This is a genomic window from Sodalis sp. dw_96 (assembly GCF_018449575.1).
Classification (GTDB): Bacteria; Pseudomonadota; Gammaproteobacteria; order Enterobacterales; family Enterobacteriaceae; genus Acerihabitans.
In genome coordinates this window covers 130,287-156,068 of record NZ_JAAVUT010000002.1, presented here as the reverse complement: position 1 = coordinate 156,068, position 25,782 = coordinate 130,287, and the positions used below count along the sequence as shown (strand labels likewise).

Genomic DNA, 25,782 nt, shown 5'->3' with positions numbered 1-25,782 from the left:
CTCAAATCTCCTGTCCTTTTAACAGCTTTCTCATCCAGAAACGATTGGGGCTTACGGCCGCCGCGAGCTCACGGCTGACGGGAAGCGGCTCGCCGAAGATTTGCGCCGCCAGGATCTCAGCCGCCAGCGGCGCCGAGCATAAACCCCGGGAGCCCAGAGCACCCAGCATAAATAGATTGGCGTGGTGTGGCGCAGGCGAGATGGCGCCGCCGCACTCCAGCAACCGGGGCAGATAGCGGTAATGGGCCAGGGTGGCATCGTGATCGGGCACATTGCCCACCATGGGCATATGATCCCGCGCGCTGCAACGGACGCTGCAACGGGCCTGCCGATGATGGATATCCACACTGTCGGTCCAGGATTGATGGGGCAGGCAGGCTACCAACCGGTCATGATTCCGCTGCTGCTCGGCGGGGCTGAAGTCGGTGCTTTCATCATGCCATACCGCGCTGGCGCCCAGACTGTGGGTCTGGTGGCCGGGGCTGGCGGGCGTCAGGTAGCCGTCATAACAGAGCACCTGTTTCAGGGCCGCCAGCCCGGGGACGGCGGGGATATGGCTCACCTGTCCGCGCACGCTGGTGAGGGGCAGGGAACGGGTGACCGGCCATTGCAGCATATGATGGCCGTTGGCCAGCACCACCACGGCATGATCGGCGATGGCGCCATGGGCGAACCGCAGTTGCCACCCGGCGACGATGGGCTCCAGTCGTTCCACTGAATGACCGTAATGGATGCTCATACCGCATCGCTGTCCCTGTTCCAATATACCGGCTATCAGCTGCGCCGGATTCAGCCAGCCCCCCAGGGGATAAGTGGCGCCGCCGGTGCCCGCCGCCAGTCCGGCCAGTTGTTCCACCTCATGGCTCTCCACGCCGCGCACCAGGGCTTCCGGCAAGCCCAGCGCCAGGATTTCACCGATTTTGCGCGCGCTGCGCGCGTCATAGGCCAATTGCGTCACGCCGCACCATTGATGTTCGAATCGGATGCCCCTGCGGGCAAAGTCCCGGTAACTGCGGCAGGCGAAAGGGAACGCGGCGGCGAAAAATTGCGTCAGAGCCGGGTCTTCACTATTGAGCAAGGGATACAATGCGCCCTGGCGATTACCGGAGGCCCCCCGGGCCGGGGCGTCATCGGCACAATAGAGGGTGACCCGCGCCCCGCGCCGTTGCAAAGCCACCGCGCAAAGCGCGCCGGCAATACCGCCGCCGATAATCGCCACTTCTTGGGGGTAACCCGGGCTTTGCCGGTGATACCAAGGGGTGCCGACGATCCGCGGGGCGGGGACATCAAGTTGCCCCACCAGCATTTCCCGTTTTTGACCAAAGCCCGGCGGCTTGTCGACCTTGAACCCCGCCTGCTGCAATCCCCGGCGCACAAATCCGGCGGCGGTAAAGGTGGCGAATGTTCCCCCGGGCCGGGCCAGGCGCGCCATGGACTGAAAAAGCCTGTTGCTCCACATGGCGGGGTTTTTCGCCGGCGCGAAACCATCAAGAAACCAGGCGTCCACTTGACCGTCGAGGCTATCGTCCAACTCCGGCAGCACGTTGTTCACATCCCCAAACCACAGGTCCAGGGTGACCGCGCCGTCGTCCAGGATCAGCCGGTGGCAGCCGGCGATGGCCGGCGGCCAGAATTCATATAGCTGCGCGGCGTAAGCGGCCAATTCCGGCCAGCGCTCCAGGGACAGCACCAGATCGGGAACCTGCAGGGGAAATTGCTCGAAGCTGATGTAATGCAGGTGCCGCAGGACTTCGCCCTGATTATCCTGACGGAACCGACGGAACGCCTGCCATAAGGCCAGAAAATTCAGACCGGTGCCGAACCCGGTCTCCGCCACGATAAACGACGACCGGGGATGCTGAAGGAAACGGGCGGGCAGGCCGTTGTTTCGCAGAAAAACATAACGGGTTTCTTCCAGCCCGTCCTCATTGGAAAAGTAAACGTCATCAAATTGTCGGGATACAGGTGTACCCTGTTCATTCCAATCAAGTACCGCATGGCCGATAGGGACGCGATTCAAGGCAATAGCCTCATTTATCTGGGTGTGAAGCGATTCTAACCAGGTGTGCTTCGGGGCGCAAATTTTGCAAAGTTCGTCTGATCGGACTTGTTCAGCGTACAACTGTAAGCTAAAGTGCGTCACAGAATCTCATATATAAATACAAGAGGTATTAAATGAAACGTGCGGTGATTACCGGCCTGGGAATTTTATCGAGTATCGGGAACGACCAGACGGAAGTTTTGTCTTCCCTGCAACAAGGCCGCTCCGGAATCACTTTCTCCCAGGAGTTGAAGGATTCGGGCATGCGTAGCCATGTCTGGGGCAATATCAAACTCGATACAACCGGGCTGATCGATCGAAAAATTGCGCGCTTTATGAGTGATGCTTCAATTTACGCTTATCTCTCCATGGAACAGGCAATCAAAGACTCCGGACTGAGTCCCGAAGACGTTTCCAACGATCGTACCGGCCTTATCGTCGGCTCCGGCGGCGGTTCGCCGCGTAATCAGGTAGCCGGTTCGGACGGAATGCGCGCCCGCGGCCTGCGCGGCGTCGGCCCCTATATGGTCACCAAGGCCATGGGATCCGGGGTTTCCGCCTGCCTGGCGACGCCGTTCAAGATCCGCGGCGTTAACTATTCCATCAGTTCCGCCTGCTCCACTTCCGCCCACTGTATCGGTAACGCGGTGGAAATGATCCAGCTGGATAAGCAGGATGTGGTTTTTGCCGGCGGCGGTGAAGAGCTGTGCTGGGAAATGGCCTGCGAATTTGACGCCATGGGCGCTCTGTCCACCCGTTATAATGAGACCCCCGCCAAAGCCTCACGCACCTATGACGTCAACCGCGACGGTTTTGTCATTGCCGGCGGCGGCGGTATCGTGGTGGTGGAAGAACTGGAGCACGCGCTGGCCCGCGGTGCGCATATCTATGCCGAGGTTATCGGGTATGGCGCGAATTCCGATGGGGCCGATATGGTGGCGCCGTCAGGGGAAGGGGCGATTCGCTGTATGAAGATGGCGCTGAAAAATGTCGATACGCCCATTGATTACCTGAACGTTCACGGCACCTCTACGCCGGTGGGTGATGTGAAAGAGCTGTGGGCGATTCGCGAAACCTTCGGCAGCAGCCAGCCGGCTTTTTCATCCACCAAAGCCATGACCGGACACTCGCTGGGTGCCGCCGGGGTACATGAAACCATTTTTACCCTGCTGATGCTGGAGCATAATTTTATTGCCCCGAGCATTAATATCGAGGAACTGGACCCTCAGGCGGAAGGCATGAATCTTATCACCGAACCCACTGAACGGCCCTTGACCACCGTGATGACCAATAGCTTTGGTTTTGGCGGTACCAACGCCACGCTGGTGATGCGCAAGCTACTCTAACCGCCGGCATTTCCCCGGCATCAAGCCTGAACCACCTGGATACCGTCACCGGCCGAAGGTGGTTCTTTAACTGCGTTCGCGACAGCCCATTAACCCACCCGGCGCTGAGTCGACAGCCTATCAGCACCCGTAACGGACAGGGCTCGGCGCCAATTCAACACCCGCTATACCAATATCATTAACTCAGTCTGGCGCTAAACCAGCAGCCACACCAGCACCAATACCGCCAGCAGCGCCAGCACCACCGCCCAGCGGCTTTTGGCGATACCCACGGTATGTTCCCTGGGTTCGGTGACAATCAGAGGATTCATCACCGGTTGCAAAAGTCGTAGGTCGGAGGTTTGATGCTGACTTTGGGTACGTGACAGGCGGTAGATAAACAGGAACTGCATCACCGCGCTGACCTGGGCGGGACTTAGCACGCTTTGGGCGGTGGCGTTGAAATGCAGCAGGCAATAGGCTTCGATGGCCTGCTGTTCGTCGCTGCTGGTGGGCTGTTTCAAGGTGGCCTGCACCGTCGCCAGGGTGGGCGAGGCTTGTTGCGACAACGTCACATGACCCTGAACAAACTGCATCAGCAGGGGAAAATGGCGAGCCGGAATGGGATCGCCGGACTTCAGCCCCATCATGGTCATCAGGCTTTGCCAGATATCCGCCGGCGATTCGCCGGTGACCGCCGCCAGCCGTACCACCTGCTGATTCAGGGTATTATGCTCGGCGGGCAACAGGGTCCGATCGGAGATGGCGGCCTGTTGCGGCTGGGGAATATCCAGCCGCCCCTGCTGCAACAGCTCCACGACCTGCTGCAGCTGTTCGGCGTCCAGCTGGCTCAATACGGTATGGCCGAATTCCCGCCGTATATAATCGCTCACCGCCTGGCGGTTATTGCCTTGGGGCAGCAGGTCGGTTAATTGCTGCATCAATTGCCGTCCGGCAAGGGTTTGCTGCGCCTGATCGAGCCGGCCTTGCAGCAACAGTTCCGCAGGCTGGAATTGACCCGAGGTCAACTCCCCCTCGCCGGGGATATCAAGCTGATGGCGCAACGCGGCCCAGATTTCGGGGGATTTGCTGCCGCTCAACGCCATGATTTTGACAATCAGCCGCTCAAGGGCGGTTCGTTGCGCTGTGCTGAGCGGGCTGTCATTGTCCCGCACAACGTGAGGGGGAGCACCCGTCCGACCCTGGGGCGGATCGCCCGGCGCCGGGTTGCCGGGACCTTGTACAGGTTGCATATGACTCATCCTTTCTTAACAGAGGGTTGCTGCCATTCAACCCGGTCATATCGGCGGGCGTCCGAAATTCGTGCGGCGAATAATAACAAGTCGCACAATTATAGGGTAGCAGCAAGCGTCAGGAAGGCATTTTCTGCTCTTAATGGGGGCGGTATGGCAAAAATACGGGGTTGATTCATCCCGGACGGCAACAGGTTGTGCTGAAATATTGCATGTTAGCGTTGGGTTTCCATGGCTTTCGGTGGCAGAATATTCTCCTTTTTAAATTCAATGACAGTCTGTTAATGGCTGACGGAGCCCGATGTGAAAATCCTGGTGGACGAAAACATGCCATACGCCCAAGCGCTGTTCAGCAGGTTAGGGGAGGTGCTGCCGGTTGCCGGGCGTCACATCGCCGCCGATACGCTGCGGGGGGCCGATGCGCTGATGGTACGCTCCGTCACGCCGGTGAACGCCGGCTTGCTGCAGGGCAGTGGGGTGAAATTTGTCGGTACCGCCACCGCGGGCACCGATCATGTGGATGAGCAGTGGCTTGCCGACGCCGGCATCGGTTTCTCGGCGGCGCCGGGCTGCAACGCGGTGGCGGTGGTGGAGTACGTTTTTTCCTCGCTGCTGTGGCTGGCCGAGCGGGATGGATTTGCCCTGGCGGATAAAACCATCGGCATTATCGGGGCGGGCAATGTCGGCGGCCGGTTGAACCGGCGTTTGCAATCTTTAGGCATCCGGACCCTGCTATGCGATCCCCCCCTTGCCGCCCGCGGCGACGCCGGGCCGTTTTACCCGCTGGAAAAACTGGTGGCGCAGGCGGATGTGCTGACCTTTCACACGCCGCTAACCCGCACCGGCCCCTATCAAACCTGGCATCAGGTGGACGACTCCCTGCTGGCGGCCCTGCCGGACGGACGCATACTGATTAACGCCTGCCGCGGCGGCGTGGTGGATAATGCCGCCTTGTTAACCGCGCTGGAACGGGGCAAGAAGCTGAGCGTCATTCTGGATGTCTGGGAGCCGGAACCGGCGCTGTCGCTGCCGTTGCTCGGCAGGGTGGATATCGGCACGCCGCATATCGCCGGCTATTCGCTGGAGGGTAAAGCGCGCGGTACCACCCAGGTCTATGAGGCCTACAGCCGTTTTCTCGGCACGCCGCTGCTCGCTCCCCTGGATCAACTGCTGCCGGCCCCGGCGGTGGAGCGGGTGCGGATACAGGGCCCTTTGGATGAAGGGATGCTAAGGCGGCTGGCGCATCTGGTGTATGATGTGCGCCGCGATGATGCGCCGCTGCGGCGGGGAGCGGCGGTGCCGGGGGAATTCGATCGGCAGCGCCGCCAGTATCAGGAACGCCGCGAGTGGTCGTCGCTGCGGGTGGAAAGCGATGACCCCGCGGTGGTCGGGCTGTTGCGGGATCTCGGATTTAGCGCCGTCCCCGCGGATTCTTAACCTTTCTGGAGAACATCATGTCTGACGGCTGGAATATCGCCCTACTGGGCGCGACGGGCGCTGTGGGTACGGCGCTGTTGGAACTATTGCAGGAACGGCAGTTTCCGGTAGGGGAACTCTATTTATTGTCCAGTGAACGGAGCGCCGGCGAGACGCTGCGTTATGACGGCAAAAGCTACCTGGTGAGCGATGCCGCGCTGTTCGACTGGTCGCAGGCGCAGCTGGCGTTTTTTATCGCCGGCAGCGCCGCCAGCGCAAGTTATGCCGATCAGGCCGCGATGGCGGGCTGCCTGGTTATCGACAGCAGCGGATTGTATGCTCTTGAACCGGACGTGCCGCTGGTGGTGCCCGGCGTGAACGACCAGGTGCTGGCGGATTATCGCAACCGCAATCTGGTGGCGGTGGCGGACAGTTTAACCAGTCAGCTGTTGCTGGCCATCAAACCCTTGACCGAACAATCCGGGTTAACGCGCCTGAACGTGGTGAATCTGCTGTCGGTATCCGGCCAGGGCAAGGCGGCGGTGGATGCCCTTGCGGGCCAGAGCGCGAGGTTACTGAACGGGCTGCCTACCGAATCGGGATTTTTCAGCCGGCAGTTGGCCTTTAATCTGTTGCCGCTGTTGCCGGATGAAGGAGGCAGCGTGCAAACCGAGCGTCGCCTGGTGGACGAGGTCCGCAAGATATGGCTGGACGAAGGGTTGCCTATCTCGGTGGGCACGGTCCAGGCCCCGGTGTTTTACGGCCATGCGCAAATCGTGCATATGGAAACCGAGCGTCCCATGGGCGCGGGGGAAGCTCGCTCCCTGCTGGACAACGTCGAACATCTGAGCGTGAGCGAAGAGCAGGATTACCCCACCCAGGTGGAGGATGCGTCGGGACAGGTGCGGCTGAGTATCGGCTGTCTGCGCAATGACTATGGCATGCCGGATTTGCTGCAATTCTGGTCGGTGGCGGATAATGTTCGCTTCGGCGGCGCGCTGATGGCGTTGCTCACCGCCGAGCTTTTGGTGACGGAGTATTTGAATTAATGTCGCAGGCGGTATCCGGGTTTGCTCCGGCGCCGATGAAAATCGCGCTGGGGATTGAGTACGACGGCAGCCGTTTTTACGGTTGGCAACGACAGCAGGAGGTGGTCAGCGTCCAGGCTTGCCTGGAACAGGCCCTGTCCAAGGTGGCGGACGAGCCGGTGACGGTCTTTTGCGCCGGGCGCACCGATGCCGGGGTGCACGCTACCGGTCAGGTAGTGCATTTTGAAACCCGCGCCCGGCGCGAGGACGCCGCCTGGACCCTGGGGGTGAACGCCAATTTGCCGGCGGATGTGGCGGTGCGCTGGGCGACCGGCGTGACGGCGGATTTTCACGCGCGTTTTAGCGCCACGGCACGCCGTTACCGCTATATTATCTATAATCACCCTTATCGCCCGGCCATTTTATCCCGCGGGGTGACGCATTTTTATCATCAGCTGGATGCCCAAAAAATGGAGCGGGCGGGGCGCTGCCTGCTGGGCGAACATGATTTCACGTCGTTTCGCGCCATGCAGTGCCAGTCACGCACCCCCTGGCGCAATGTAAAACATTTGACGGTCACCCGTCAGGGCGCGTATGTGGTGGTGGATATCAAAGCAAATGCCTTTGTTCATCACATGGTTCGTAATATTGTAGGCAGCCTGCTGGAAGTGGGCTGCGGGCGCCAGGAGGAAAACTGGATGGAACAGCTGCTGGCGGCCCGCGATCGAACCCTGGCGGCGGCCACCGCCAAAGCGGAAGGTTTATATTTGGTGGCGGTGGATTATCCGGTAGGCTTTGACTTGCCCGTGCCGGCCTTGGGACCGCTGTTTTGGCGGAGTAACCTTTATTGAATTTCTTGCGCTTCCGGGGATGGTTATATGGAATTTATCCATTTTGTTGTTGATTTTGTTCTGCATATTGACGTTCATTTGGCGCAATTGGTGGCGCAGTACGGTATCTGGGTTTATGCCATTCTGTTTTTGATTCTGTTTTGCGAGACCGGCCTGGTGGTGACGCCTTTTTTACCGGGAGACTCATTGTTGTTCGTCGCCGGCGCGCTGGCGGCATTGCCGTCCAATAGCCTGGATGTGCATCTGATGGCGTTTTTACTGGCATGCGCGGCGGTGCTGGGGGACGCGGTGAACTATACCATCGGACGGCTGTTCGGCGAGAAGCTGTTCAGTCGTCCCGACTCCAGGGTTTTCCGCCGCAGCTATCTGGATAAGACCCATGAGTTCTATGCCCGCCACGGCGGCAAAACCATCATCCTGGCCCGTTTTGTGCCCATTGTCCGCACCTTCGCGCCGTTTGTGGCGGGGATGGGACATATGTCATATCGCCATTTTGCCCTGTTCAACATCACCGGCGGCGTGTTATGGGTAGCCCTTTTCACCTATGCCGGCTACCTGTTCGGCGATTTGCCGGTGGTTCAGAGCAATCTGAATTTACTGATTGTGGCCATTATCGTGCTGTCCGTGCTGCCGGGCGTGATTGAAGTCTGGCGGCATCGCCGGGCCGCCGGCCGAGGATAATGCGCTTTATACCGCTGCGTTAAGCGTGAATTATGCGCATCGGGCAGAGTTTTCTATCCCAACTGGTTGGCGGTTATGGTTTAATGGGCAACATTTTCAAAGACCATTCTCTTTCCCCTGAGAAAGCGCGCGGCGAATGTTACGACCGCGCGGTGGTCTTAGTATGAATATGAACAGCGGACTGGCGCTTGCCAGGTTCAAACAGAAAGGTTATCGATGAGCTGGATTGAACGAATTCTCAATAAGAGCACTGTCACCCCGGCGCGCAGGGCGAATATCCCTGAAGGTGTCTGGACGAAATGCGATAGTTGCGGCCAGGTTTTGTATCGTGCGGAGCTTGAGCGCAACCTGGAGGTTTGTCCCAAATGCGATCACCATATGCGTATGACCGCGCGCGCGCGTTTGCTCTCCTTCCTGGATAAAGGCAGCGAAGTTGAGCTGGGCAGCGAGCTCGAGCCGCGGGACATTCTCAAGTTCAAAGATTCGAAAAAATACAAGGATCGCCTGGCGGCGGCCCAGAAAGCCACTAATGAAAAAGACGCCATGGTGGTCATGAAAGGGATGTTGTACGGCATGCCGGTGGTGGTCGCGTCATTTGAATTCGCCTTTATCGGCGGTTCCATGTCGTCGGTGGTGGGCGCGAGGTTTGTCCGGGCGGTGGAGCAGGCGCTGGAAGACGAATGTCCGCTGGTCTGTTTCTCCGCCAGCGGCGGCGCCCGTATGCAGGAAGCCCTGCTGTCCCTGATGCAAATGGCGAAAACCAGTGCCGCACTGGCAAAACTGCGGGCCAGACGCTTACCCTATATATCCGTGATGACCGACCCCACCATGGGCGGCGTCTCCGCCAGCCTGGCTATGCTGGGAGATTTGAATGTCGCCGAACCGAAAGCGCTAATCGGCTTCGCCGGACCGCGGGTGATTGAGCAAACGGTACGGGAAAAATTACCGGCCGGTTTCCAGCGCAGCGAGTTCCTGCTGGAAAAAGGGGCTATCGATATGATCGTGCGCCGGCCGGAGCTGCGTCTGAAGCTGGCAGGCCTGTTGGCCAAGTTTACCCACCGGCCCCAGCCCGAAGCCACCCATTTGATGCCGGAGCCGCGACAGGAATTCATTCCCGAGGAGCATCAGGACGGGGCATAGCCGAGACTAAACCCCCCGCTGCAAGCGGTCCGGGGCTTTTTAGTGAATCAGTACAGTCAATGAACGGGACGTATGGAAAAGCTTCTTACTCCTCAAGCCACGTCGCCATTGGAGGCGTGGCTTTATTATCTTGAGCGCCTGCATGCAAAAACCATCGACCTGGGCCTGGAACGGGTAGGGGCGGTGGCCGCCCGCCTGCAATTGCTGCAGCCCGCGCCGCGGGTTTTCACCGTGGCGGGCACTAACGGCAAAGGCACCACCTGCCGTCTGCTGGAAACGATTTTGCAGGCCGCGGGTTATAGCGTCGGCGTCTACAGCTCGCCCCATATGCTGCGTTATACCGAGCGAGTGCGCATTCGGGGTGAGGAATTGCCCGAAGCGCGGCATAGCGAGGCCATGGCGGCCATTGAGTCCGGTCGTGGCGATATCTCCCTCAGCTATTTCGAATTCGGCACCCTGGCGGCGCTGTGGCTGTTTAAACAGGCACGGCTGGATGTGGTTATCCTTGAGGTCGGTCTGGGGGGACGCCTGGACGCCACCAATATCATCGATGCCGACGTGTCGGTGATAACCAGCATCGGGCTCGACCACACTGAATTGCTGGGACCCGATCGCGAAAGTATCGGCCGGGAAAAGGCGGGCATCCTGCGCGGCGGCAAACCGGCGGTTATCGGCGAGCCCGATCGCCCGGCTTCCATCGATCTGCACGGGCAAGCGGTAGGGGCGAAGCTGTTCTGCCGTGACCGTGACTGGTGGTATGAACGGGATGGGGCCGGCTGGAACTGGCGGGACGACGAAGGGTCGTTTACCGGTCTGCCGCTGCCGGCTATCCCGCTGGCCAACGCCGCCACCGCCCTGGCCGCCCTGCGGCGCTCGTCTCTCAAAACGGACGAAGCGGCCATCCGCCGGGGGCTTGAGTCAGCGTCCCTGCCGGGCCGCTTTCAGATTATCGGACAGCATCCTTTACGTATCCTCGATGTGGCGCATAATCCCCATGCCGCCGCCTATCTTTCCACGCAGCTGGCGCAGCTGGCGCAGCTGGCGGTGGCGGGTAAAGTGCGGGCGGTGGTGGGGATGCTGGCCGACAAGGATATTCCCGCTACCCTGGACTGCCTGCGCGGACAGGTGGACGAATGGTACTGCGCCAGCCTTGAAGGGCCGCGCGGCGCCGACGCGGCTCAGGTTGCGTCCTGTCTGGAGCGGGCCCGCCGTTTCGACGACGTGGCCGCCGCCTGGCGCCAGGCGCTGCTGGATGCTGATTCCCGGGATTGTGTGCTGGTATTCGGCTCGTTTCATACCGTGGCGCCGGTCCTGGCGATGGTTAACGCGGAGAAACAACGTGGCGAGTAAATTTCAAAACCGTCTGGTGGGAACCATCATCATTGTCGCGCTGGGGGTGATTGTGTTGCCCGGCTTGCTGGACGGCAAAAAGAAGCATTACCAGGACGAGTTCGCCGCTATTCCCCTGGTGCCTAAACCGGGGGACACCGATGAAACCGAAGTGTCGCCGCAGGCTAACCAGGCGTTGCCCAGCCAGCCTCCGGAAGGCGCGGGGGCAGCCGTGAAGCAGGCCAATAACGCCCCTGAAAGCGAATCGCAGTCGGCGGCGCCGGTTCCGGATGTCCCCGAACAGCCCACCATCGTGTCTCCGAGGCCTAATCCGCCCGCCCCGCGCCAGCAGGTGAAACCGCCTGTTCGCCCGTCAACCGCCAAAACAGCGGTTAAACCGGAAGGCAAATCGCCGGCGTCAATGGCGGAAATGACGCCGGAAGCGAAACCGGCATTGACCAGAAAAGAAAACAAGCCGACGGAAGAGACGGCGCCCAAGACCATGGCCGCGGCACCGAAACCCGCCGCGCCGGCGCCGAAGCCCGACACGCAGCAAACCGCCGAGCAGCCGCCGAAAGGCCAGGCCTGGGTGGTGCAACTGGGGGCATTAAAAAATGCCGCCAAGGTGACTGAAATCGCCGCCAAGCTCAGGTTGTCGGGTTATCGGGTCTACACCGTGCCGTCTCAGCCGGTAGCGGGCCAGATTACCCGGATTTTTGTCGGACCGGACGCCTCAAAGGATAAGCTGCAGTCCGCGCTGCCGGAAATGAATCAGCTAAGCGGCCTGTCTGGACAACTGCGTGCCTATCAGGTGCATTAACCGCCAAAGGGGCGGAGCGAAACGCCGGGTTTTCCCCCGTTTCGCTCTATCTTCTTGCGGCGGATGGTTTTTTTTAATCGCCGTTATTTATTTGACGAGAGGACGGAATTCCGGTGCGCAAACGTTTTCTTTTTCTGATAGAATTCGCCGCGAACCAGTTGTCGGGGCGGATAATCATGGAATGTACGCATGACTTGGGTTGATTATGTCATCATCGGCATCATTGCTTTCTCAGCCTTGGTAAGTCTGATTCGCGGGTTTATACGTGAAGCGTTGTCGTTAATAACCTGGGGATGTGCTTTTTTTGTCGCCAGCCACTATTATGTATATCTCGCAGTCTATTTTACCCGCTTTGAAGACCAACTTGTTCGCAACGGTATCGCGATTGCCTTGTTGTTCGTGGCGACTCTGATCGTCGGGGCAATCGTCAATTACGTGATTGGCTCTTTGGTGGAACGGACCGGTTTATCCGGCACCGACCGCGTGTTGGGGGTGTGTTTCGGCGCGCTCAGGGGCATATTGATCGTCGCGGCGATCTTGTTCTTTCTGGACACCTTCACCGGCTTTGCCCAAAGCGCGGACTGGCATCAGTCGGAGTTGATACCGCAATTCAGCGGTATCATCAGATGGTTCTTTGACTATCTGGCAAGCACGTCGAGTTTTTTACCGAAGCATTAATCGCTCCGGTAACGCTGATGAGGAAATGACAACATGTGCGGTATTGTCGGTATCGCCGGTTTTATGCCGGTCAACCAGTCGATTTATGACGCGTTAACGGTGCTTCAGCATCGTGGGCAGGACGCCGCGGGCATCGTCACCATCGATGCATTGAACTGTTTTAGGTTGCGCAAAGCCAATGGCCTGGTGAAAGACGTATTTGAAGCCCGCCATATGCAACGGCTGCAAGGTAACATGGGCATCGGTCATGTCCGTTATCCCACCGCCGGCAGTTCCAGCGCTTCCGAAGCCCAGCCCTTTTATGTCAATTCCCCGTTCGGTATTACCCTGGCTCATAACGGCAACCTGACCAATGCCCATGAGCTGCGCACAAAATTATTCGATAAAGGGCGTCGTCACATCAACACCACGTCCGATTCGGAAATCCTGCTCAACATCTTTGCCAGCGAGTTGGACCGCTTCCCGGATTATCATCTGGAAGCGGACAATATCTTTGCCGCCGTGGCCGCGACCCATCAGCAGATCCGCGGCGCCTATGCCGTGGTGGGCATGATCATCGGCCACGGGCTGGTGGCGTTCCGCGATCCCAACGGCATACGTCCGCTGGTCATCGGTAAACGTACCCTGGCGGACGGACGCAACGAATACATGGTGGCGTCGGAAAGCGTGGCGCTGGATACCCTGGGTTTTGAGTTCCTGCGCGACGTGGCGCCGGGCGAAGCGGTGTACATCACCGAAAAAGGCCAGTTGTTTACCCGGCAATGCGCTGAAAATCCGCAAAACCATCCCTGCTTGTTCGAATACGTCTACTTTGCCCGGCCGGATTCCTTTATCGATAAAATTTCCGTCTACAGCGCCCGGGTGCGCATGGGACAGAAATTGGGCGAAAAAATTGCCCGCGAATGGGAAGATCTGGACATTGACGTGGTGATTCCGATTCCGGAAACCTCCTGCGATATCGCCCTGGAAATCGCCCGCATCCTGAATCTGCCCTATCGGCAGGGGTTTGTAAAAAACCGCTATGTCGGCCGGACGTTTATCATGCCGGGCCAGCAGGTTCGCCGCAAGTCGGTGCGCCGTAAACTCAACGCCAACCGCGCCGAGTTCCGTGATAAAAATGTGCTGCTGGTGGATGACTCCATCGTCCGGGGCACCACCTCCGAGCAAATCGTCGAAATGGCGCGCGAGGCCGGCGCCCGTCACGTCTATCTGGCCTCCGCCGCGCCGGAAATCCGTTTCCCCAATGTCTACGGCATCGATATGCCGAGCGCCACCGAGCTGATTGCCCATGGCCGCGAGGTGGATGAAATCCGCACATTGATTGGCGCCGATGCGCTGATATTCCAGGATTTAAGCGACCTGGAGCAGGCGGTGCGCGAGGATAATCCGGACATTGCGCAGTTTGAATCCTCGGTGTTCAACGGTATTTACGTCACCAAGGACGTGGATCAGCGTTATCTGGACTATTTGGAATCCTTGCGTAACGATGACGCCCAAGCGGTACGGATGCAAAATGAAGTGGAAAATCTGGAAATGTATAACGAAGGTTGAGACACACCTTCCCGGTGCATTGACTTAACGACTGCACTTCCCCGCGGCATAGCGTGCCACAGGGAAGTGCAAAAATTCACGCACCCGGGCGGTTACGCGCGCCGGGTGTTTTTTATTCAGGGCATACGCCATGGGGATAGTTTCCGGGATGACGAAATGAAACGACTGATTGTGGGCCTTACCGGGGCCAGCGGGGCTATCTATGGCGTACGGCTATTACAGGTATTGAAATCGGTGGAGGGGGTCGAGACCCATCTGGTCCTGAGCAACGCCGCTCGCCAGACCTTGGCGCTGGAAACCGATTATAGCGTACGGGATCTGCAGGCGCTGGCGGACGAAGTGCACGACAGCCGCGATATCGCCGCCAATATCAGCTCCGGCTCGTTCAAAACCGCCGGCATGGCGGTGCTCCCCTGTTCGATGAAAACCCTGTCCGCCATTGTCAACAGCTACACCGACGGACTATTGTCCCGGGCGGCGGACGTGGTGTTGAAAGAGCGCCGCACCCTGGTGCTTTGTGTCCGCGAAACCCCTCTGCATGTGGGTCACCTGCGCTTAATGACCGCCGCGGCCGAGATGGGGGCGGTTATCATGCCGCCGGTGCCGGCGTTTTATCATCGCCCCTCGACGCTGCAGGACATTATCGATCAAACGGTTAACCGGGTGCTGGATCAATTTGACATTGAGCTTCCGCAGGATCTGTTCGAACGCTGGAAAGGTTCCTGAAGGAGCGTGCCGGCAGGCTGCCAGTTCCATTTTAAAGACTCATTTTCCATCAGGGACGCTGCCTGATGGCGCGTTCTTATAACATTGCACCAATAATGATCATGCTGTGTATAATCATGGTGCAAAGCGCGGCATCTTTTCAAGCAGCGGGGAAACGGCTTGCGCCGCTCCCGGTTTGGATACGGTGGAAAAGGTGACGTGAGGGTAACTTTATGCACCCCGGCCGTGGGTGCTTCCGCTAATGATTAAAATGGCACGGAAAGTGCAAATGAAATAGCCGTAAAAGCCGGAAAAGGCTGAAAAGGCCTCAAAACATCATAGGGTCTACCTAACTAAAATAATTCCGAGGGTATTGTATGAATAAGCTGGTTAAAGTTCTTCCCCTAATATTGACTATGGCTTGCGCGGGGAGCGTTTTCGCGGCGGTACCAAAAAGCATCAAGATCGGCACCGATCCCACCTATGCCCCGTTCGAATCAAAAGATTCCAGCGGCCAACTGGTGGGTTTCGATATCGATTTGGCGAAAGAACTTTGTAAGCGTATCAAAACCAAGTGTACCTTTGTGGAAAGTGATTTTGATGCCTTGATCCCCTCCTTAAAAGCTAAAAAAATCGACGCCATCATCTCTTCTCTTTCCATTACCGAAAAGCGCCAGCAGGAAATTGATTTTACCGATAAGCTGTATGCCGCCGACGCGCGCCTGATTGCCAAAGCCGGAACCAATATCACGCCGACCCTGGATTCCCTGAAGGGTAAACGTGTGGGCGTTCTGCAGGGTTCTACCCAGGAAGCCTATGCCAACGCCAATTGGCAGCCAAAGGGTATCGATGTGGTGGCCTATGCGAACCAGGATCTGATTTACGCCGACCTCGCCGCCGGCCGTATCGACGTGGCGTTCCAGGATGAAGTGGCCGCCAGCGAAGGCTTCCTGAAACAGCCTGCCGGCAAAGGCTATGTATTTGCCGGTCCGTCAGTGAAAGACGATAAATTCTTCGGCGTGGGTACCGGTATGGGCTTACGTAAAGATGAAACCGATCTGAAAGCTGCGTTGAACAAAGCCTTTGCCGATATGCGCAAAGACGGCACCTACGAGAAGTTTGCCAAGAAATATTTCGATTTCGACGTGTACGGCGGTTAATCCTGTCATTCGGTGTATGCCCGCCAGCGTTGCGGGCATACATGTTTTTATCCTCCGCCAGGACAGGATATGATCGATGCTTTATGGCTACGCACAACTTATATTTAACGGTGCCCTGGTTACTCTTGAACTGGCGGTGAGTTCCGTATTGCTCTCGGTGGTTATCGGCCTGATTGGCGCAGGGGCAAAACTTTCCCAAAGCCGTGTGCTGGCGGGTATCTTTGAAGGCTACACCACGCTTATTCGCGGCGTGCCCGATCTGGTGTTGATGCTGCTGATTTTTTACGGTTTGCAAATCGCCCTGAACAGCGTTACCGAGTCCCTGGGAATGGATCAAATCGATATCGATCCGATGTCGGCGGGTATCATTACCCTGGGTTTCATTTACGGCGCGTATTTCACCGAAACCTTTCGCGGCGCCTTTATGGCGGTGCCGAGAGGACAAATCGAAGCGGCTACCGCCTTCGGCATGTCCAGTCAACAAATTTTTCGCCGCGTCATGTTTCCCGCCATGATGCGTTTTGCCTTGCCCGGTATCGGCAATAACTGGCAGGTTATTCTCAAGGCCACCGCCCTGGTGTCCCTGCTGGGCCTGGAAGACGTGGTGAAAACCACCCAACTGGCCGGTAAAGGCACCTTTCATCCGTTTTATTTCGCGGTAGTGGCCGGTGTGGTGTATTTGATATTTACCACGTTGTCCAACGGGGTTTTGTTATGGCTGACGCGCCGCTATTCTCTCGGTGTTAAAAAGGCCGAATTATGATTGAGATCCTTCAACAGTACGGCCATGCATTATTATGGAGCGACGGCTACCGTTTTACCGGTCTGGCCATTACCCTGTGGTTATTGATTTCCTCTGTGGTCATGGGGGGTATCCTGGCGGTTTTTATGGCGGTGGCGCGGGTGTCGCCTCTGCCGTGGCTGCGATTTCCGGTCTGGCTGTTTACCTATATCTTTCGCGGTACACCGCTTTATGTGCAACTGCTGGTGTTCTATTCCGGCATGTACAGTCTGGATATTATCCGCGGTTCGGATTTCCTCAATGCGTTTTTCCGCAGCGGCCTGAACTGTACCATTCTGGCCCTGACCCTCAATACCTGTGCCTATACCACGGAAATTTTCGCCGGCTTCATTCGCGGGGTGCCCAGCGGAGAAATCGAGGCGGCCCGGGCCTATGGTTTTACCTGGTTCAAGCTCTACCGCTGTATCATTCTGCCTTCGGCCCTGCGTTCCGCCATTCCGGCGTATAGCAACGAAGTGATCCTGATGCTGCATTCCACGGCGCTGGCGTTTACCGCCACCGTGCCCGATGTGCTGAAAATCGCCCGGGATATAAATGCGGCGACTTACCAGCCGTTTTATGCTTTTGGTATTGCGGCGGTGATATATTTGATGATCTCTTTCGTGCTGATCGGGTTGTTCAAACAGGCCGAAAAACGCTGGTTGCGGCATGTTAAGCCGCAATAATCCCTCAAGGCGCAGAATATGGGTAACGATATGCAAGACACTAAATTATTGATTCAGGAACTACACAAGCGCTATGGGGATCAGGAAGTCCTCAAAGGGGTTTCCCTGGAAGCGCGGGCCGGGGATGTCATCAGTATTATCGGCTCCTCGGGATCCGGTAAAAGCACTTTTTTACGCTGTATCAATTTCCTTGAAAAGCCCAGCGAAGGGTCCATCAGCGTCAATAACGTCGATATCCACATGGTCCGCGACCATGACGGCCAGCTTAAGGTGTTTGATAAAAAACAGCTGCAGCTGCTGCGTACCCGCCTGACTATGGTGTTCCAGCATTTCAATCTGTGGAGCCATATGACGGTGCTGGAGAACGTCATGGAAGCCCCGGTACAGGTGCTGGGCTTGAGTAAACGCGAAGCCCATGACCGGGCGGTTTTATATCTGGATAAAGTGGGCATAGACGAACGGGCCCGGGCCAAATATCCCATCAATCTCTCCGGCGGGCAGCAGCAGCGGGTATCCATTGCACGCGCGCTGGCGATGGAGCCGGAAGTGCTGCTGTTTGACGAACCGACTTCGGCGCTCGACCCCGAATTGGTGGGCGAAGTTCTGCGCATTATGCAAAAACTGGCGGAAGAGGGTAAGACCATGGTGGTGGTCACCCATGAAATGGAATTTGCCCGGCACGTTTCCAATCACGTCATTTTTCTGCATCAGGGGGTCATTGAGGAAGAGGGCTCGCCGGCCGACGTGTTCGGTAATCCCAAAAGCCCGCGCCTGCAGCAGTTTCTCTCCGGTGCGCTGAAATAAGGCCTGTCGCAAAGGCGTATTCGGCCCGAGGTTATAGCGTTGGTTTAGCGGGCACGGCGCTTCGCGGCGACGGCCGTTTAGGCCGCAGAGGCGACAATCTCTTCCAGGGCTTCGCGCAGTTCGCTGTAACGGAACACGAAGCCGGCCTGTTCCAGGCGTTTCGGTACGGCGCGCTGCCCGCCCAGCACCAGGGCCGCGCCTTCTCCCAGCATCAATTTCACCGCGCTGGCCGGCGCGCGCATGATAGCCGGCCGGTGCAGCACTTCCCCCAGGGTCGCTGCAAACTGCTCATTATGCACCGGGTAAGGGGAAACCAGATTAAAGGGCCCTCGCAGAGTATCCGTGGTCAGCAAAAACAGCAGGGCATTTACCATATCCTCAATATGGATCCAGGGTAAAAACTGACGTCCGTCGCCCACCGGCCCCCCCAGCCCCATTTTAAACAGCGGCAGTAACTTGCTCAGCATGCCGCCGTCCGGGGCCAGCACCACGCCGGTGCGCGACAGGCATACCCGTGTCTTGCCGCTATCCGCCGCCAGCGCCAGGGTTTCCCAACGCTCGCACAGGGTATGGGAGAATTCATTGGCGGGCGGTTCGTCCTCGGTAACCAACTGTTGGTCCTGATTGCCGTAATAACCGGCGGCGGAACCCGATATAAAGACCGAGGGCGGATTGTCGCTCTGGTTGATCAATTGACTCAGGCGCTCGGTGATATCCCAGCGGCTGCGGCACAGCAGATCTTTTTGTTCAGGGGTCCAGCGTTTCTCCGCGATGGACTCGCCGGCCAAATTGATTACCGCATCGAATTCATTCAGTTTTTGGCATGAGGTGAGGGAAGTGAGAGTGGTGATATGCGAGCCTAGTTTTTGATGGGCGCGGGGCGTATCACGGGTCAATACCGTAATTTGGTGTGATAATGCCAGCAGCCTGATGATCAGGTGCCGCCCAATCAGTCCGGTTCCTCCGGTCATCAAAATTTTCATCATTGCTCCCCTGTTACACCGGTGTAACCATACCGTTATGTTTAAATCATAGGACATATTGAAGCAAAATTGCGTGTTTCATCACCGCTAATGGGGAATTTAACCGCAGCCCGGCGGAAAAAATGGCTGCCAATCAGTAAAATGCCGCGCTTTGCGAGGCGAAGCGCGGGTTTTGGGTTATTTTTTGGCCGTCAGACCATAAGCGCGTTGCACCGCCGGGCGCGATGCAATCAGATCAAACCAGCGCCGCACCGCCGGATAATCAGCAAGATCGATGCGCTGGCGTTCGTGGGACACTGCCCAGGGATAGGTGGCGATATCGGCTATGGAGTAGTCTTCGCCGGCCAGGTATTCATGATGCTGCAGTTGCCGGTTGAGAACGCCATACAGCCGCGCGGTCTCCACCTGGTACCGTTCCATGGCATAGGGCACCGGTTTAGGGGCAAAATGATTAAAGTGGTGGTTTTGCCCAAGCATCGGCCCGAATCCCGATACTTGCCAGAACAGCCACTGGAGGGTGGATTGACGTTCCCGCAGATCTTTTGACAACAATTGACCGGTTTTTTCCGCCAGATAAAGCAAAATGGCGCCGGATTCAAACAAGCTCAACGGTGCGCCGCCATCGGCGGGCTCCTGGTCAACAATGGCCGGAATTTTGTTGTTGGGGGAGATGGCGAGAAACGCCGGAGAAAACTGTTCATTTGCCGAAATATTGATGGGGTGAATCTGATAAGGCAGGCCGGTTTCTTCTAAATAGAGAGTAATTTTATGCCCGTTAGGGGTAGGGGCGTAATACAGGTCAATCATAGCTTCTCCTTGTCGCCGCGTAGGTAAATCAATGCTGACACTTTAGAACAATTATCACAGGAAAGCATCCTCCCGGCCCCTATTCACCGTCGCGCCAGGCCATGAATCGGGAGAGGAGCGTTACCGCATCAGCGAAGTTTGTTAAGCTAGGCAAAACGCCCACTCCGTCCGTTTGTCGTTCGTGCGTAGTTAGAGATAATACATTCATAATTTCATAGAAAGTGAGGAGAGGTAAATGAAACTGCTGTTTGCCGCCGATATCCATGGTTCCCTGGCCGGCGCCAGGCAAATGCTGGCCGCCTTCGACGCAAGCCGAGCCGATTGGCTGATTCTGCTGGGAGATTTGCTTTATCACGGGCCGCGCAACGCGCTGCCGGAGGAATACCGCCCGGCGGATGTGGCTGACTTGTTGAATAATTATGATGACCGCATTATCGCGGTACGCGGCAATTGCGACAGCGAAGTCGATCAGATGCTGCTGAAGTTTCCCATTACCGCCCCTTGGCAACAGGTCTTGCTGGAGCGGACCCGCCTGTTCATCACCCACGGTCATCTGTTTAATCCCGACGCCCACCCGCCCATGCGCCCGGGCGATGTACTGGCCTACGGCCATACGCATATCCCCCAGGCCGAGGTGGTGGAGGGAATTATCTGCTTTAATCCCGGCTCGGTGAGTTTGCCCAAGGGCGGCTTTCCACCCAGTTACGGCGTGCTGGAAAATGGAACATTGCGGGTAGTTTCATTGGAAACGAGCGAAACTATTGCGCAAGTCGCGATTACCCACTAATTTATGACGGATCTCGGTACGAATATTTTCCAATTTTTTACAAAAGGTGCGCGGCTCTTCCGCGTCTTATAACAAGGGATTCGAAAGATGGTGCAACAAAGTCAGGCTGCGGGTATTGAATGGGTTGACATCGTCAACGAAGAGAATGAGGTCATTGCCCAGGCCAGCCGTCAGCAGATGCGTGCCGAACGCCTGCGGCATCGCGCCAGCTATATCGTGGTCCACGACGGCGCCGGCAATATCCTGGTACAGCGCCGTACCGAGATCAAGGATTTCTATCCCGGTTATCTGGACGCCACCGCCGGCGGCGTGGTGCAAACCGGCGAGAATATGCTTGAATCCGCCCGGCGTGAAGCGGAGGAAGAGCTGGGCATCGCCGGCGTGCCTTTTGCCGAGCACGGCGTGTTTTACTTTGAAAACGAGCATTGCCGAGTGTGGGGCGCGCTGTTCAGCTGCGTTTCCCACGGCCCTTTCGCCCTGCAGGCCGAGGAAGTGGAGGCGGTGAAATGGCTGCGTCCGGAAGAGATAACCGCCCGCTGCGACGAATTTACTCCCGATTCGCTGAAAGCCCTGTCCCTGTGGATGAGCCGCAATAACCCTCAGGGCTACGGCAAACCCCTGGCCCCATCCGCCCCGCAAGAAAAGCCCGCCGAACAATAGCGGTCGCCAACACCGGGCGTGCAACGATCGTGTTAAAGGGAGACCGTGTTGATGGGGCCAAAGCGGCCATTGTCGGCCGCAGAGCGCCCCACAGCGCGCTAAGCCGCAATCATCGAACGTGCAGCGAACGTGTTAAAGGGAGAGTGTGCTGATGGGGCCAAAGCGGCCATTGTCGGCCGCGGAGCGCCCCATAGCGCGCTAGGCCCGCCATCACCGAACGTGCAGCGAACGTGTTAAAGGGAGAGCGTGCTGATGGGGCCAAAGCGGCCATTGTCGGCCGCAGAGCGCCCCACAGCGCGCTAGGCCCGCCATCATCGAACGTGCAGCGAACGTGTTAAAGGGAGAGCGTGCTGATGGGGCCAAAGCGGCCATTGTCGGCCGCAGAGCGGCCCACAGCGCGCTAGGCCCGCCATCACCGAACGTGCAGCGAACGTGTTAAAGGGAGAGCGTGCTGATGGGGCCAAAGCGGCCATTGTCGGCCGCGGAGCGCCCCATAGCGCGCTAGGCCCGCCATCACCGGACATGCAACAAACGTGTTAAAGGGGGGGAAGCGCGGCAATAAAAACGCCGGCTTGCGCCGGCGTCATGGTGACAGCTTTAACACCCGTCAGGCTTATTTAGCCGTTTCAGCCTGTTTTGACTGAATGGCGGTCAGGGCGATGGTATAGACGATATCGTCCACCAGGGCGCCACGGGACAGGTCGTTAACCGGCTTGCGCATGCCTTGCAGCATCGGCCCGATGGAGATCAGGTCGGCGGAACGCTGAACCGCTTTGTAAGTGGTATTGCCGGTGTTCAAATCCGGGAAGATGAACACGGTGGCCTTACCGGCTACCGGTGAGTTCGGCGCCTTGGACAGCGCAACGTCGGCCATAATGGCCGCGTCATACTGCAACGGACCGTCGATCACCAGGTCAGGGCGTTTCTCCTTGGCCAAACGGGTGGCTTCACGGACCTTCTCCACATCGCTGCCGGCGCCGGAGGTGCCGGTGGAATAAGAAATCATCGCCACACGGGGATCGATGCCGAAAGCGGCGGCCGAGTCAGCGGACTGAATAGCGATCTCGGCCAGCTGTTCCGCGGTGGGGTCCGGGTTGATGGCGCAGTCGCCGTAAACCAGCACCTGTTCCGGCAGCAGCATAAAGAACACCGAGGACACCAGGGAACTGCCCGGGGCGGTCTTGATCAACTGCAGCGGCGGGCGGATGGTGTTGGCGGTGGTATGAACCGCGCCGGAAACCAGCCCGTCCACTTCGCCCTGTTCCAGCATCAGAGTACCCAGCACCACGTTGTCTTCCAACTGTTCGCGTGCCACTACTTCAGTCATGCCTTTGCTCTTGCGCAGCTCAACCAGACGCGGCACATAACGTTCGCGGGCGACTTCCGGATCGATGATTTCGATGCCTTTACCCAGTTCCACGCCCTGCACCGCGGCAACACGATGGATTTCATCCGGGTTGCCCAACAAAACGCAATGGGCGATGCCGCGTTCGGCACAGATGGCGGCCGCCTTGATGGTGCGCGGTTCGTCGCCTTCCGGCATCACGATACGTTTGCCGGCCTGGCGGGCCAGTTCGGTCAGTTGGTAACGGAACGCGGGCGGCGACAGACGGCGTGAACGTTCGGAGCTGGCGGTCAGCGATTCTATCCACTTATTGTCGATATGGCCGGCCACGTAGTTAGCGACTTTTTCCACCCGGCTATGGTCGTCGGCCGGCACTTCCAGGCTAAAGCTTTGCAGATTAAGGGAAGTCTGCCAGGTATTGGTATTGACCTTGAACATCGGCAAGCCGGTGCGGAAGGCGCGTTCGCACAGGCTGTTGATGACAGGATCGATTTTGTAACCGCCGGTCAGCAGAATGGCGCCCAGTTCAACACCGTTCATGGCCGCCAGGCAAGCCGCCACCAGAACATCGGGACGGTCGGCGGAGGTTACCAGCAGCGAACCCGGACGGAAATGCTCCAGCATATTCGGCAGGCTGCGGGCGCAGAAGGTGACCGATTTGACGCGGCGGGTCTGGATATCGCCTTCATGGATAATGGTAGCGCCGAGATGCTTGGCCATATCGATGGCGCGCACCGCGATCAGATCGAAACTCCAGGGCACAACGCCCAATATCGGCAGCGGGCTGTTGTCGAACAGCTGTTTGGCATCGATATTAGCGACGCTGGCTTTGGTGGAGTCATCGAATATTTCGGATAAATCGGGACGGGTACGGCCCTGGTCATCCACCGGCGCATTCAGCTTGTTGACGATAACGCCGATGATGCTTTTATTCTTGTTGCCGCCGAAGCTGGAACGGGCCAATTCAATCCGTTCTTTCAGCTGATCGGGAGAATCGTTGCCCAAGGACAGGACAAACACGATTTCAGCGTTAAGGGTTTTGGCGATTTCATAGTTCAGCGCATTGGCGAACTGATGCTTGCGCGTCGGGACCAGACCTTCCACCAGCACCACTTCCGCATCTTTGGTATTGTCATGATAGCGGGCGATGATCTCTTCCATCAGCACGTCTTGCTGATTAGACCCCAGCAGCGATTCCACATGGCTCATCCGCAGCGGTTCGGCGGAGGGAATGGTGGAATTGGCGCGGATAATATTGGTCGTGGCATCAAGTGCATCATCACCGGAACGGGGCTGGGAGATCGGTTTGAAGACACTCAGACGCACGCCTTTTTGTTCCATGGCGCGAATGACACCCAGGCTGATGCTTGTCAGTCCGACACTGGTGCCGGTGGGGATCAACATGATTGTACGGGACACGGCTAAACCTCTTTTATACGGTTGCTCGTTGGTCAAACAAGTGTTCCGCCGGGGAAATCCTGCGGCGGAACGGAGAAAGTATCACGCGGTCAGACGGGCGGCGTCCTGGGCGATGACCAGTTCTTCATTGGTCGGGATAACAATGGCCGGGCGGCTGGCATCGGTGGTGATAACGCCGCTTTTGCCGAAACGGGCGGCTTCGTTGCGTTCCAAATCGATTTCAAAGCCCAGCAGCGACAGTTTCTTCAGCGTCAGCTCCCGAACCATGGCCGCATTTTCACCAATGCCGCCGGTGAAGATAATCGCATCGAGCCGGCCGTCCATCAACGCGGTATACGAACCGATATATTTCGCCAAGCGATGGCAGAACACATCCATGGCGCGTTTGGCTTCCGGTTTCGCCGCATAATTGTCGATGACCCAACGCATATCGCTGGTTTCGCCGGTCAGTCCCAGCAGGCCCGATTCCTTGGTCAGCAGATGGTCGATTTGATCAACCGACATCCCCATGGCATTATGAAGATAAAACATGATGGCGGGATCGATATCGCCGCTGCGTGTGCCCATGACCAGGCCTTCCAGCGGAGTCAGTCCCATGGACGTATCCACGCTCTCGCCGTTGCGCACCGCGGTAATAGAGCCGCCATTGCCGAGGTGACAGGTGATAAGGTTAACCGCCGACATCGGCTTATTCAGGAATTTGGCCGCTTCACGGGTCACGTAAAAGTGGCTGGTGCCGTGGGCGCCGTAGCGGCGGATGCCGTGTTCTTTATATATCGAGTACGGCAGGGCATACAGGTAGGCTTCTTCCGGCATGGTTTGATGGAACGCGGTATCAAAAACCGCCACGTTTTTCTCAGCCAGTTTCGGAAAATTCTTCAGCGCTTCGTTGATGCCGATAATATGCGCGGGATTATGCAGCGGCGCAAACGGGATGGAATCCTTAATGGCTTGTAAAACCGCGTCGGTAATCACGGCCGAGCTGGTATATTTTTCGCCGACATTGACAACACGATGACCGATAGCGGTGATTTGTGCCGATAATTCTGGTTTTTGCGCCAAAATTGTATTAACTATAAAGCGTAATGCTTCACTGTGTGCGGCGCGGTCGCCCAATTCAGCTTCGTGTTTAGCGCCGTCCATCTTCCATTTGATGCGCGCTTCCGGCAGGTTGAAGCACTCGGCGAGACCGGAAAGGAATTCTTCACCGCTTGCAGCATCGATAATGGCAAATTTAAGGGATGAACTGCCACAGTTAAGAACCAGTACTAGCTTACTCGACATGGAAGTACCTATGTGTTGTGCATGGTTAATAAATCATCAATCAGACTTAAAGCGTAGCGCATTAGCCCATTGAGATTTATGATTAACATCATGCCAAAGGTCATTTTTTTGACATGAAGTCGAAAATAGTTGAAGTTACTCAATTTTTTTTGAAACGTAATTTTGCTTATTCCCCGCCGCTATGGGCGGAGAATATTTGAATCCTGCAGTCCGGGCTGATGTATTCCCGCCGCGAGACGGCAATAAGG

General features: G+C 57.5%; 23 protein-coding genes. 17 read left to right on the top strand and 6 right to left on the bottom strand.

Annotation, left to right across the window (positions count from 1 at the left end; genetic code table 11):
* Nucleotide 1: 1 nt before the first annotated feature.
* The gene (mnmC, locus tag HB631_RS03760; protein WP_213989826.1) at nucleotides 2-2,020 is read right to left on the bottom strand and encodes a bifunctional tRNA (5-methylaminomethyl-2-thiouridine)(34)-methyltransferase MnmD/FAD-dependent 5-carboxymethylaminomethyl-2-thiouridine(34) oxidoreductase MnmC; all 2,019 of its coding nucleotides are present in this window, start codon (nucleotides 2,018-2,020) and stop codon (nucleotides 2-4) included.
* A 155-nt stretch (nucleotides 2,021-2,175) separates the two neighbouring features.
* Here mnmC and fabB point away from each other — a divergent pair, with 155 nt between their 5' ends.
* On the top strand, nucleotides 2,176-3,387 hold the full coding sequence (fabB, locus tag HB631_RS03755; protein ID WP_213989825.1) for a beta-ketoacyl-ACP synthase I: 1,212 nt from the start codon (nucleotides 2,176-2,178) through the stop codon (nucleotides 3,385-3,387).
* A gap of 194 nt (nucleotides 3,388-3,581) precedes the next feature.
* On the opposite strand, the gene flk is transcribed toward fabB, so the two are convergent.
* Complete coding sequence (flk, locus tag HB631_RS03750; protein ID WP_213989824.1) at nucleotides 3,582-4,619, bottom strand: flagella biosynthesis regulator Flk; 1,038 nt, start codon at nucleotides 4,617-4,619, stop codon at nucleotides 3,582-3,584.
* A gap of 303 nt (nucleotides 4,620-4,922) precedes the next feature.
* Here flk and pdxB point away from each other — a divergent pair, with 303 nt between their 5' ends.
* The 14 genes from pdxB to hisP all read left to right on the top strand — a co-directional run bounded on the left by pdxB (nucleotide 4,923) and on the right by hisP (nucleotide 18,249).
* Nucleotides 4,923-6,056, top strand: a complete 1,134-nt coding sequence (gene pdxB / locus HB631_RS03745) for a 4-phosphoerythronate dehydrogenase PdxB (RefSeq protein ID WP_213989823.1) — start codon at nucleotides 4,923-4,925, stop codon at nucleotides 6,054-6,056.
* A 17-nt stretch (nucleotides 6,057-6,073) separates the two neighbouring features.
* Complete coding sequence (locus HB631_RS03740; protein WP_213989822.1) at nucleotides 6,074-7,084, top strand: aspartate-semialdehyde dehydrogenase; 1,011 nt, start codon at nucleotides 6,074-6,076, stop codon at nucleotides 7,082-7,084.
* Nucleotides 7,084-7,914, top strand: a complete 831-nt coding sequence (gene truA / locus HB631_RS03735) for a tRNA pseudouridine(38-40) synthase TruA (RefSeq protein WP_213989821.1) — start codon at nucleotides 7,084-7,086, stop codon at nucleotides 7,912-7,914. The genes HB631_RS03740 and truA overlap by 1 nt, the downstream gene beginning before the upstream one ends.
* A 27-nt stretch (nucleotides 7,915-7,941) precedes the next feature.
* Entirely contained in the window at nucleotides 7,942-8,595 is a 654-nt protein-coding gene (locus HB631_RS03730; protein ID WP_213989820.1) for a DedA family protein, read from the top strand.
* 216 nt (nucleotides 8,596-8,811) lie between these two features.
* Nucleotides 8,812-9,735, top strand: coding sequence for an acetyl-CoA carboxylase, carboxyltransferase subunit beta (gene accD / locus HB631_RS03725; protein WP_213989819.1), 924 nt, complete (start codon nucleotides 8,812-8,814; stop codon nucleotides 9,733-9,735).
* Nucleotides 9,736-9,807: 72 nt separating this feature from the next.
* The gene (gene folC, locus HB631_RS03720; protein ID WP_213989818.1) at nucleotides 9,808-11,085 is read left to right on the top strand and encodes a bifunctional tetrahydrofolate synthase/dihydrofolate synthase; all 1,278 of its coding nucleotides are present in this window, start codon (nucleotides 9,808-9,810) and stop codon (nucleotides 11,083-11,085) included.
* Nucleotides 11,075-11,884, top strand: coding sequence for a cell division protein DedD (dedD, locus tag HB631_RS03715; protein ID WP_213989817.1), 810 nt, complete (start codon nucleotides 11,075-11,077; stop codon nucleotides 11,882-11,884). The genes folC and dedD overlap by 11 nt, the downstream gene beginning before the upstream one ends.
* A 189-nt stretch (nucleotides 11,885-12,073) precedes the next feature.
* The gene (gene cvpA / locus HB631_RS03710) at nucleotides 12,074-12,562 is read left to right on the top strand and encodes a colicin V production protein (protein WP_132927188.1); all 489 of its coding nucleotides are present in this window, start codon (nucleotides 12,074-12,076) and stop codon (nucleotides 12,560-12,562) included.
* Nucleotides 12,563-12,595: 33 nt separating this feature from the next.
* On the top strand, nucleotides 12,596-14,113 hold the full coding sequence (gene purF / locus HB631_RS03705) for an amidophosphoribosyltransferase (protein ID WP_213989816.1): 1,518 nt from the start codon (nucleotides 12,596-12,598) through the stop codon (nucleotides 14,111-14,113).
* Nucleotides 14,114-14,269: 156 nt separating this feature from the next.
* Nucleotides 14,270-14,839 (top strand): UbiX family flavin prenyltransferase, encoded by a 570-nt coding sequence (locus tag HB631_RS03700; protein ID WP_213989815.1) that lies wholly within the window; start codon nucleotides 14,270-14,272, stop codon nucleotides 14,837-14,839.
* Between the two features lie 356 nt (nucleotides 14,840-15,195).
* Entirely contained in the window at nucleotides 15,196-15,978 is a 783-nt protein-coding gene (argT, locus tag HB631_RS03695) for a lysine/arginine/ornithine ABC transporter substrate-binding protein ArgT (protein ID WP_213989814.1), read from the top strand.
* Nucleotides 15,979-16,054: 76 nt separating this feature from the next.
* Entirely contained in the window at nucleotides 16,055-16,741 is a 687-nt protein-coding gene (locus HB631_RS03690; RefSeq protein ID WP_213989813.1) for a histidine ABC transporter permease HisQ, read from the top strand.
* Nucleotides 16,738-17,445: an ABC transporter permease gene (locus HB631_RS03685; RefSeq protein WP_213989812.1), complete on the top strand. Its 708-nt coding sequence runs from the start codon at nucleotides 16,738-16,740 to the stop codon at nucleotides 17,443-17,445. Before HB631_RS03690 ends, HB631_RS03685 begins: the two co-directional genes overlap by 4 nt.
* Before the next feature lie 30 nt (nucleotides 17,446-17,475).
* Nucleotides 17,476-18,249: a histidine ABC transporter ATP-binding protein HisP gene (gene hisP / locus HB631_RS03680; RefSeq protein ID WP_213990132.1), complete on the top strand. Its 774-nt coding sequence runs from the start codon at nucleotides 17,476-17,478 to the stop codon at nucleotides 18,247-18,249.
* Nucleotides 18,250-18,326: 77 nt separating this feature from the next.
* Here the strand turns inward: hisP and HB631_RS03675 are convergent, their stop codons facing one another.
* Entirely contained in the window at nucleotides 18,327-19,232 is a 906-nt protein-coding gene (locus HB631_RS03675) for a TIGR01777 family oxidoreductase (protein WP_213990131.1), read from the bottom strand.
* Between the two features lie 177 nt (nucleotides 19,233-19,409).
* Nucleotides 19,410-20,039, bottom strand: a complete 630-nt coding sequence (locus HB631_RS03670; RefSeq protein ID WP_213989811.1) for a glutathione binding-like protein — start codon at nucleotides 20,037-20,039, stop codon at nucleotides 19,410-19,412.
* Nucleotides 20,040-20,274: 235 nt separating this feature from the next.
* Between HB631_RS03670 and yfcE the strand changes: the two genes are divergently transcribed.
* Nucleotides 20,275-20,826, top strand: coding sequence for a phosphodiesterase (gene yfcE / locus HB631_RS03665; protein WP_213989810.1), 552 nt, complete (start codon nucleotides 20,275-20,277; stop codon nucleotides 20,824-20,826).
* A gap of 87 nt (nucleotides 20,827-20,913) precedes the next feature.
* Nucleotides 20,914-21,486, top strand: a complete 573-nt coding sequence (gene yfcD, locus HB631_RS03660) for an NUDIX hydrolase YfcD (protein ID WP_213989809.1) — start codon at nucleotides 20,914-20,916, stop codon at nucleotides 21,484-21,486.
* Nucleotides 21,487-22,099: 613 nt separating this feature from the next.
* Here yfcD and pta read toward each other — a convergent pair.
* Entirely contained in the window at nucleotides 22,100-24,250 is a 2,151-nt protein-coding gene (pta, locus tag HB631_RS03655) for a phosphate acetyltransferase (RefSeq protein ID WP_213989808.1), read from the bottom strand.
* An 81-nt stretch (nucleotides 24,251-24,331) separates the two neighbouring features.
* Nucleotides 24,332-25,534: an acetate kinase gene (gene ackA / locus HB631_RS03650; RefSeq protein ID WP_213989807.1), complete on the bottom strand. Its 1,203-nt coding sequence runs from the start codon at nucleotides 25,532-25,534 to the stop codon at nucleotides 24,332-24,334.
* Nucleotides 25,535-25,782 lie beyond the last annotated feature (248 nt).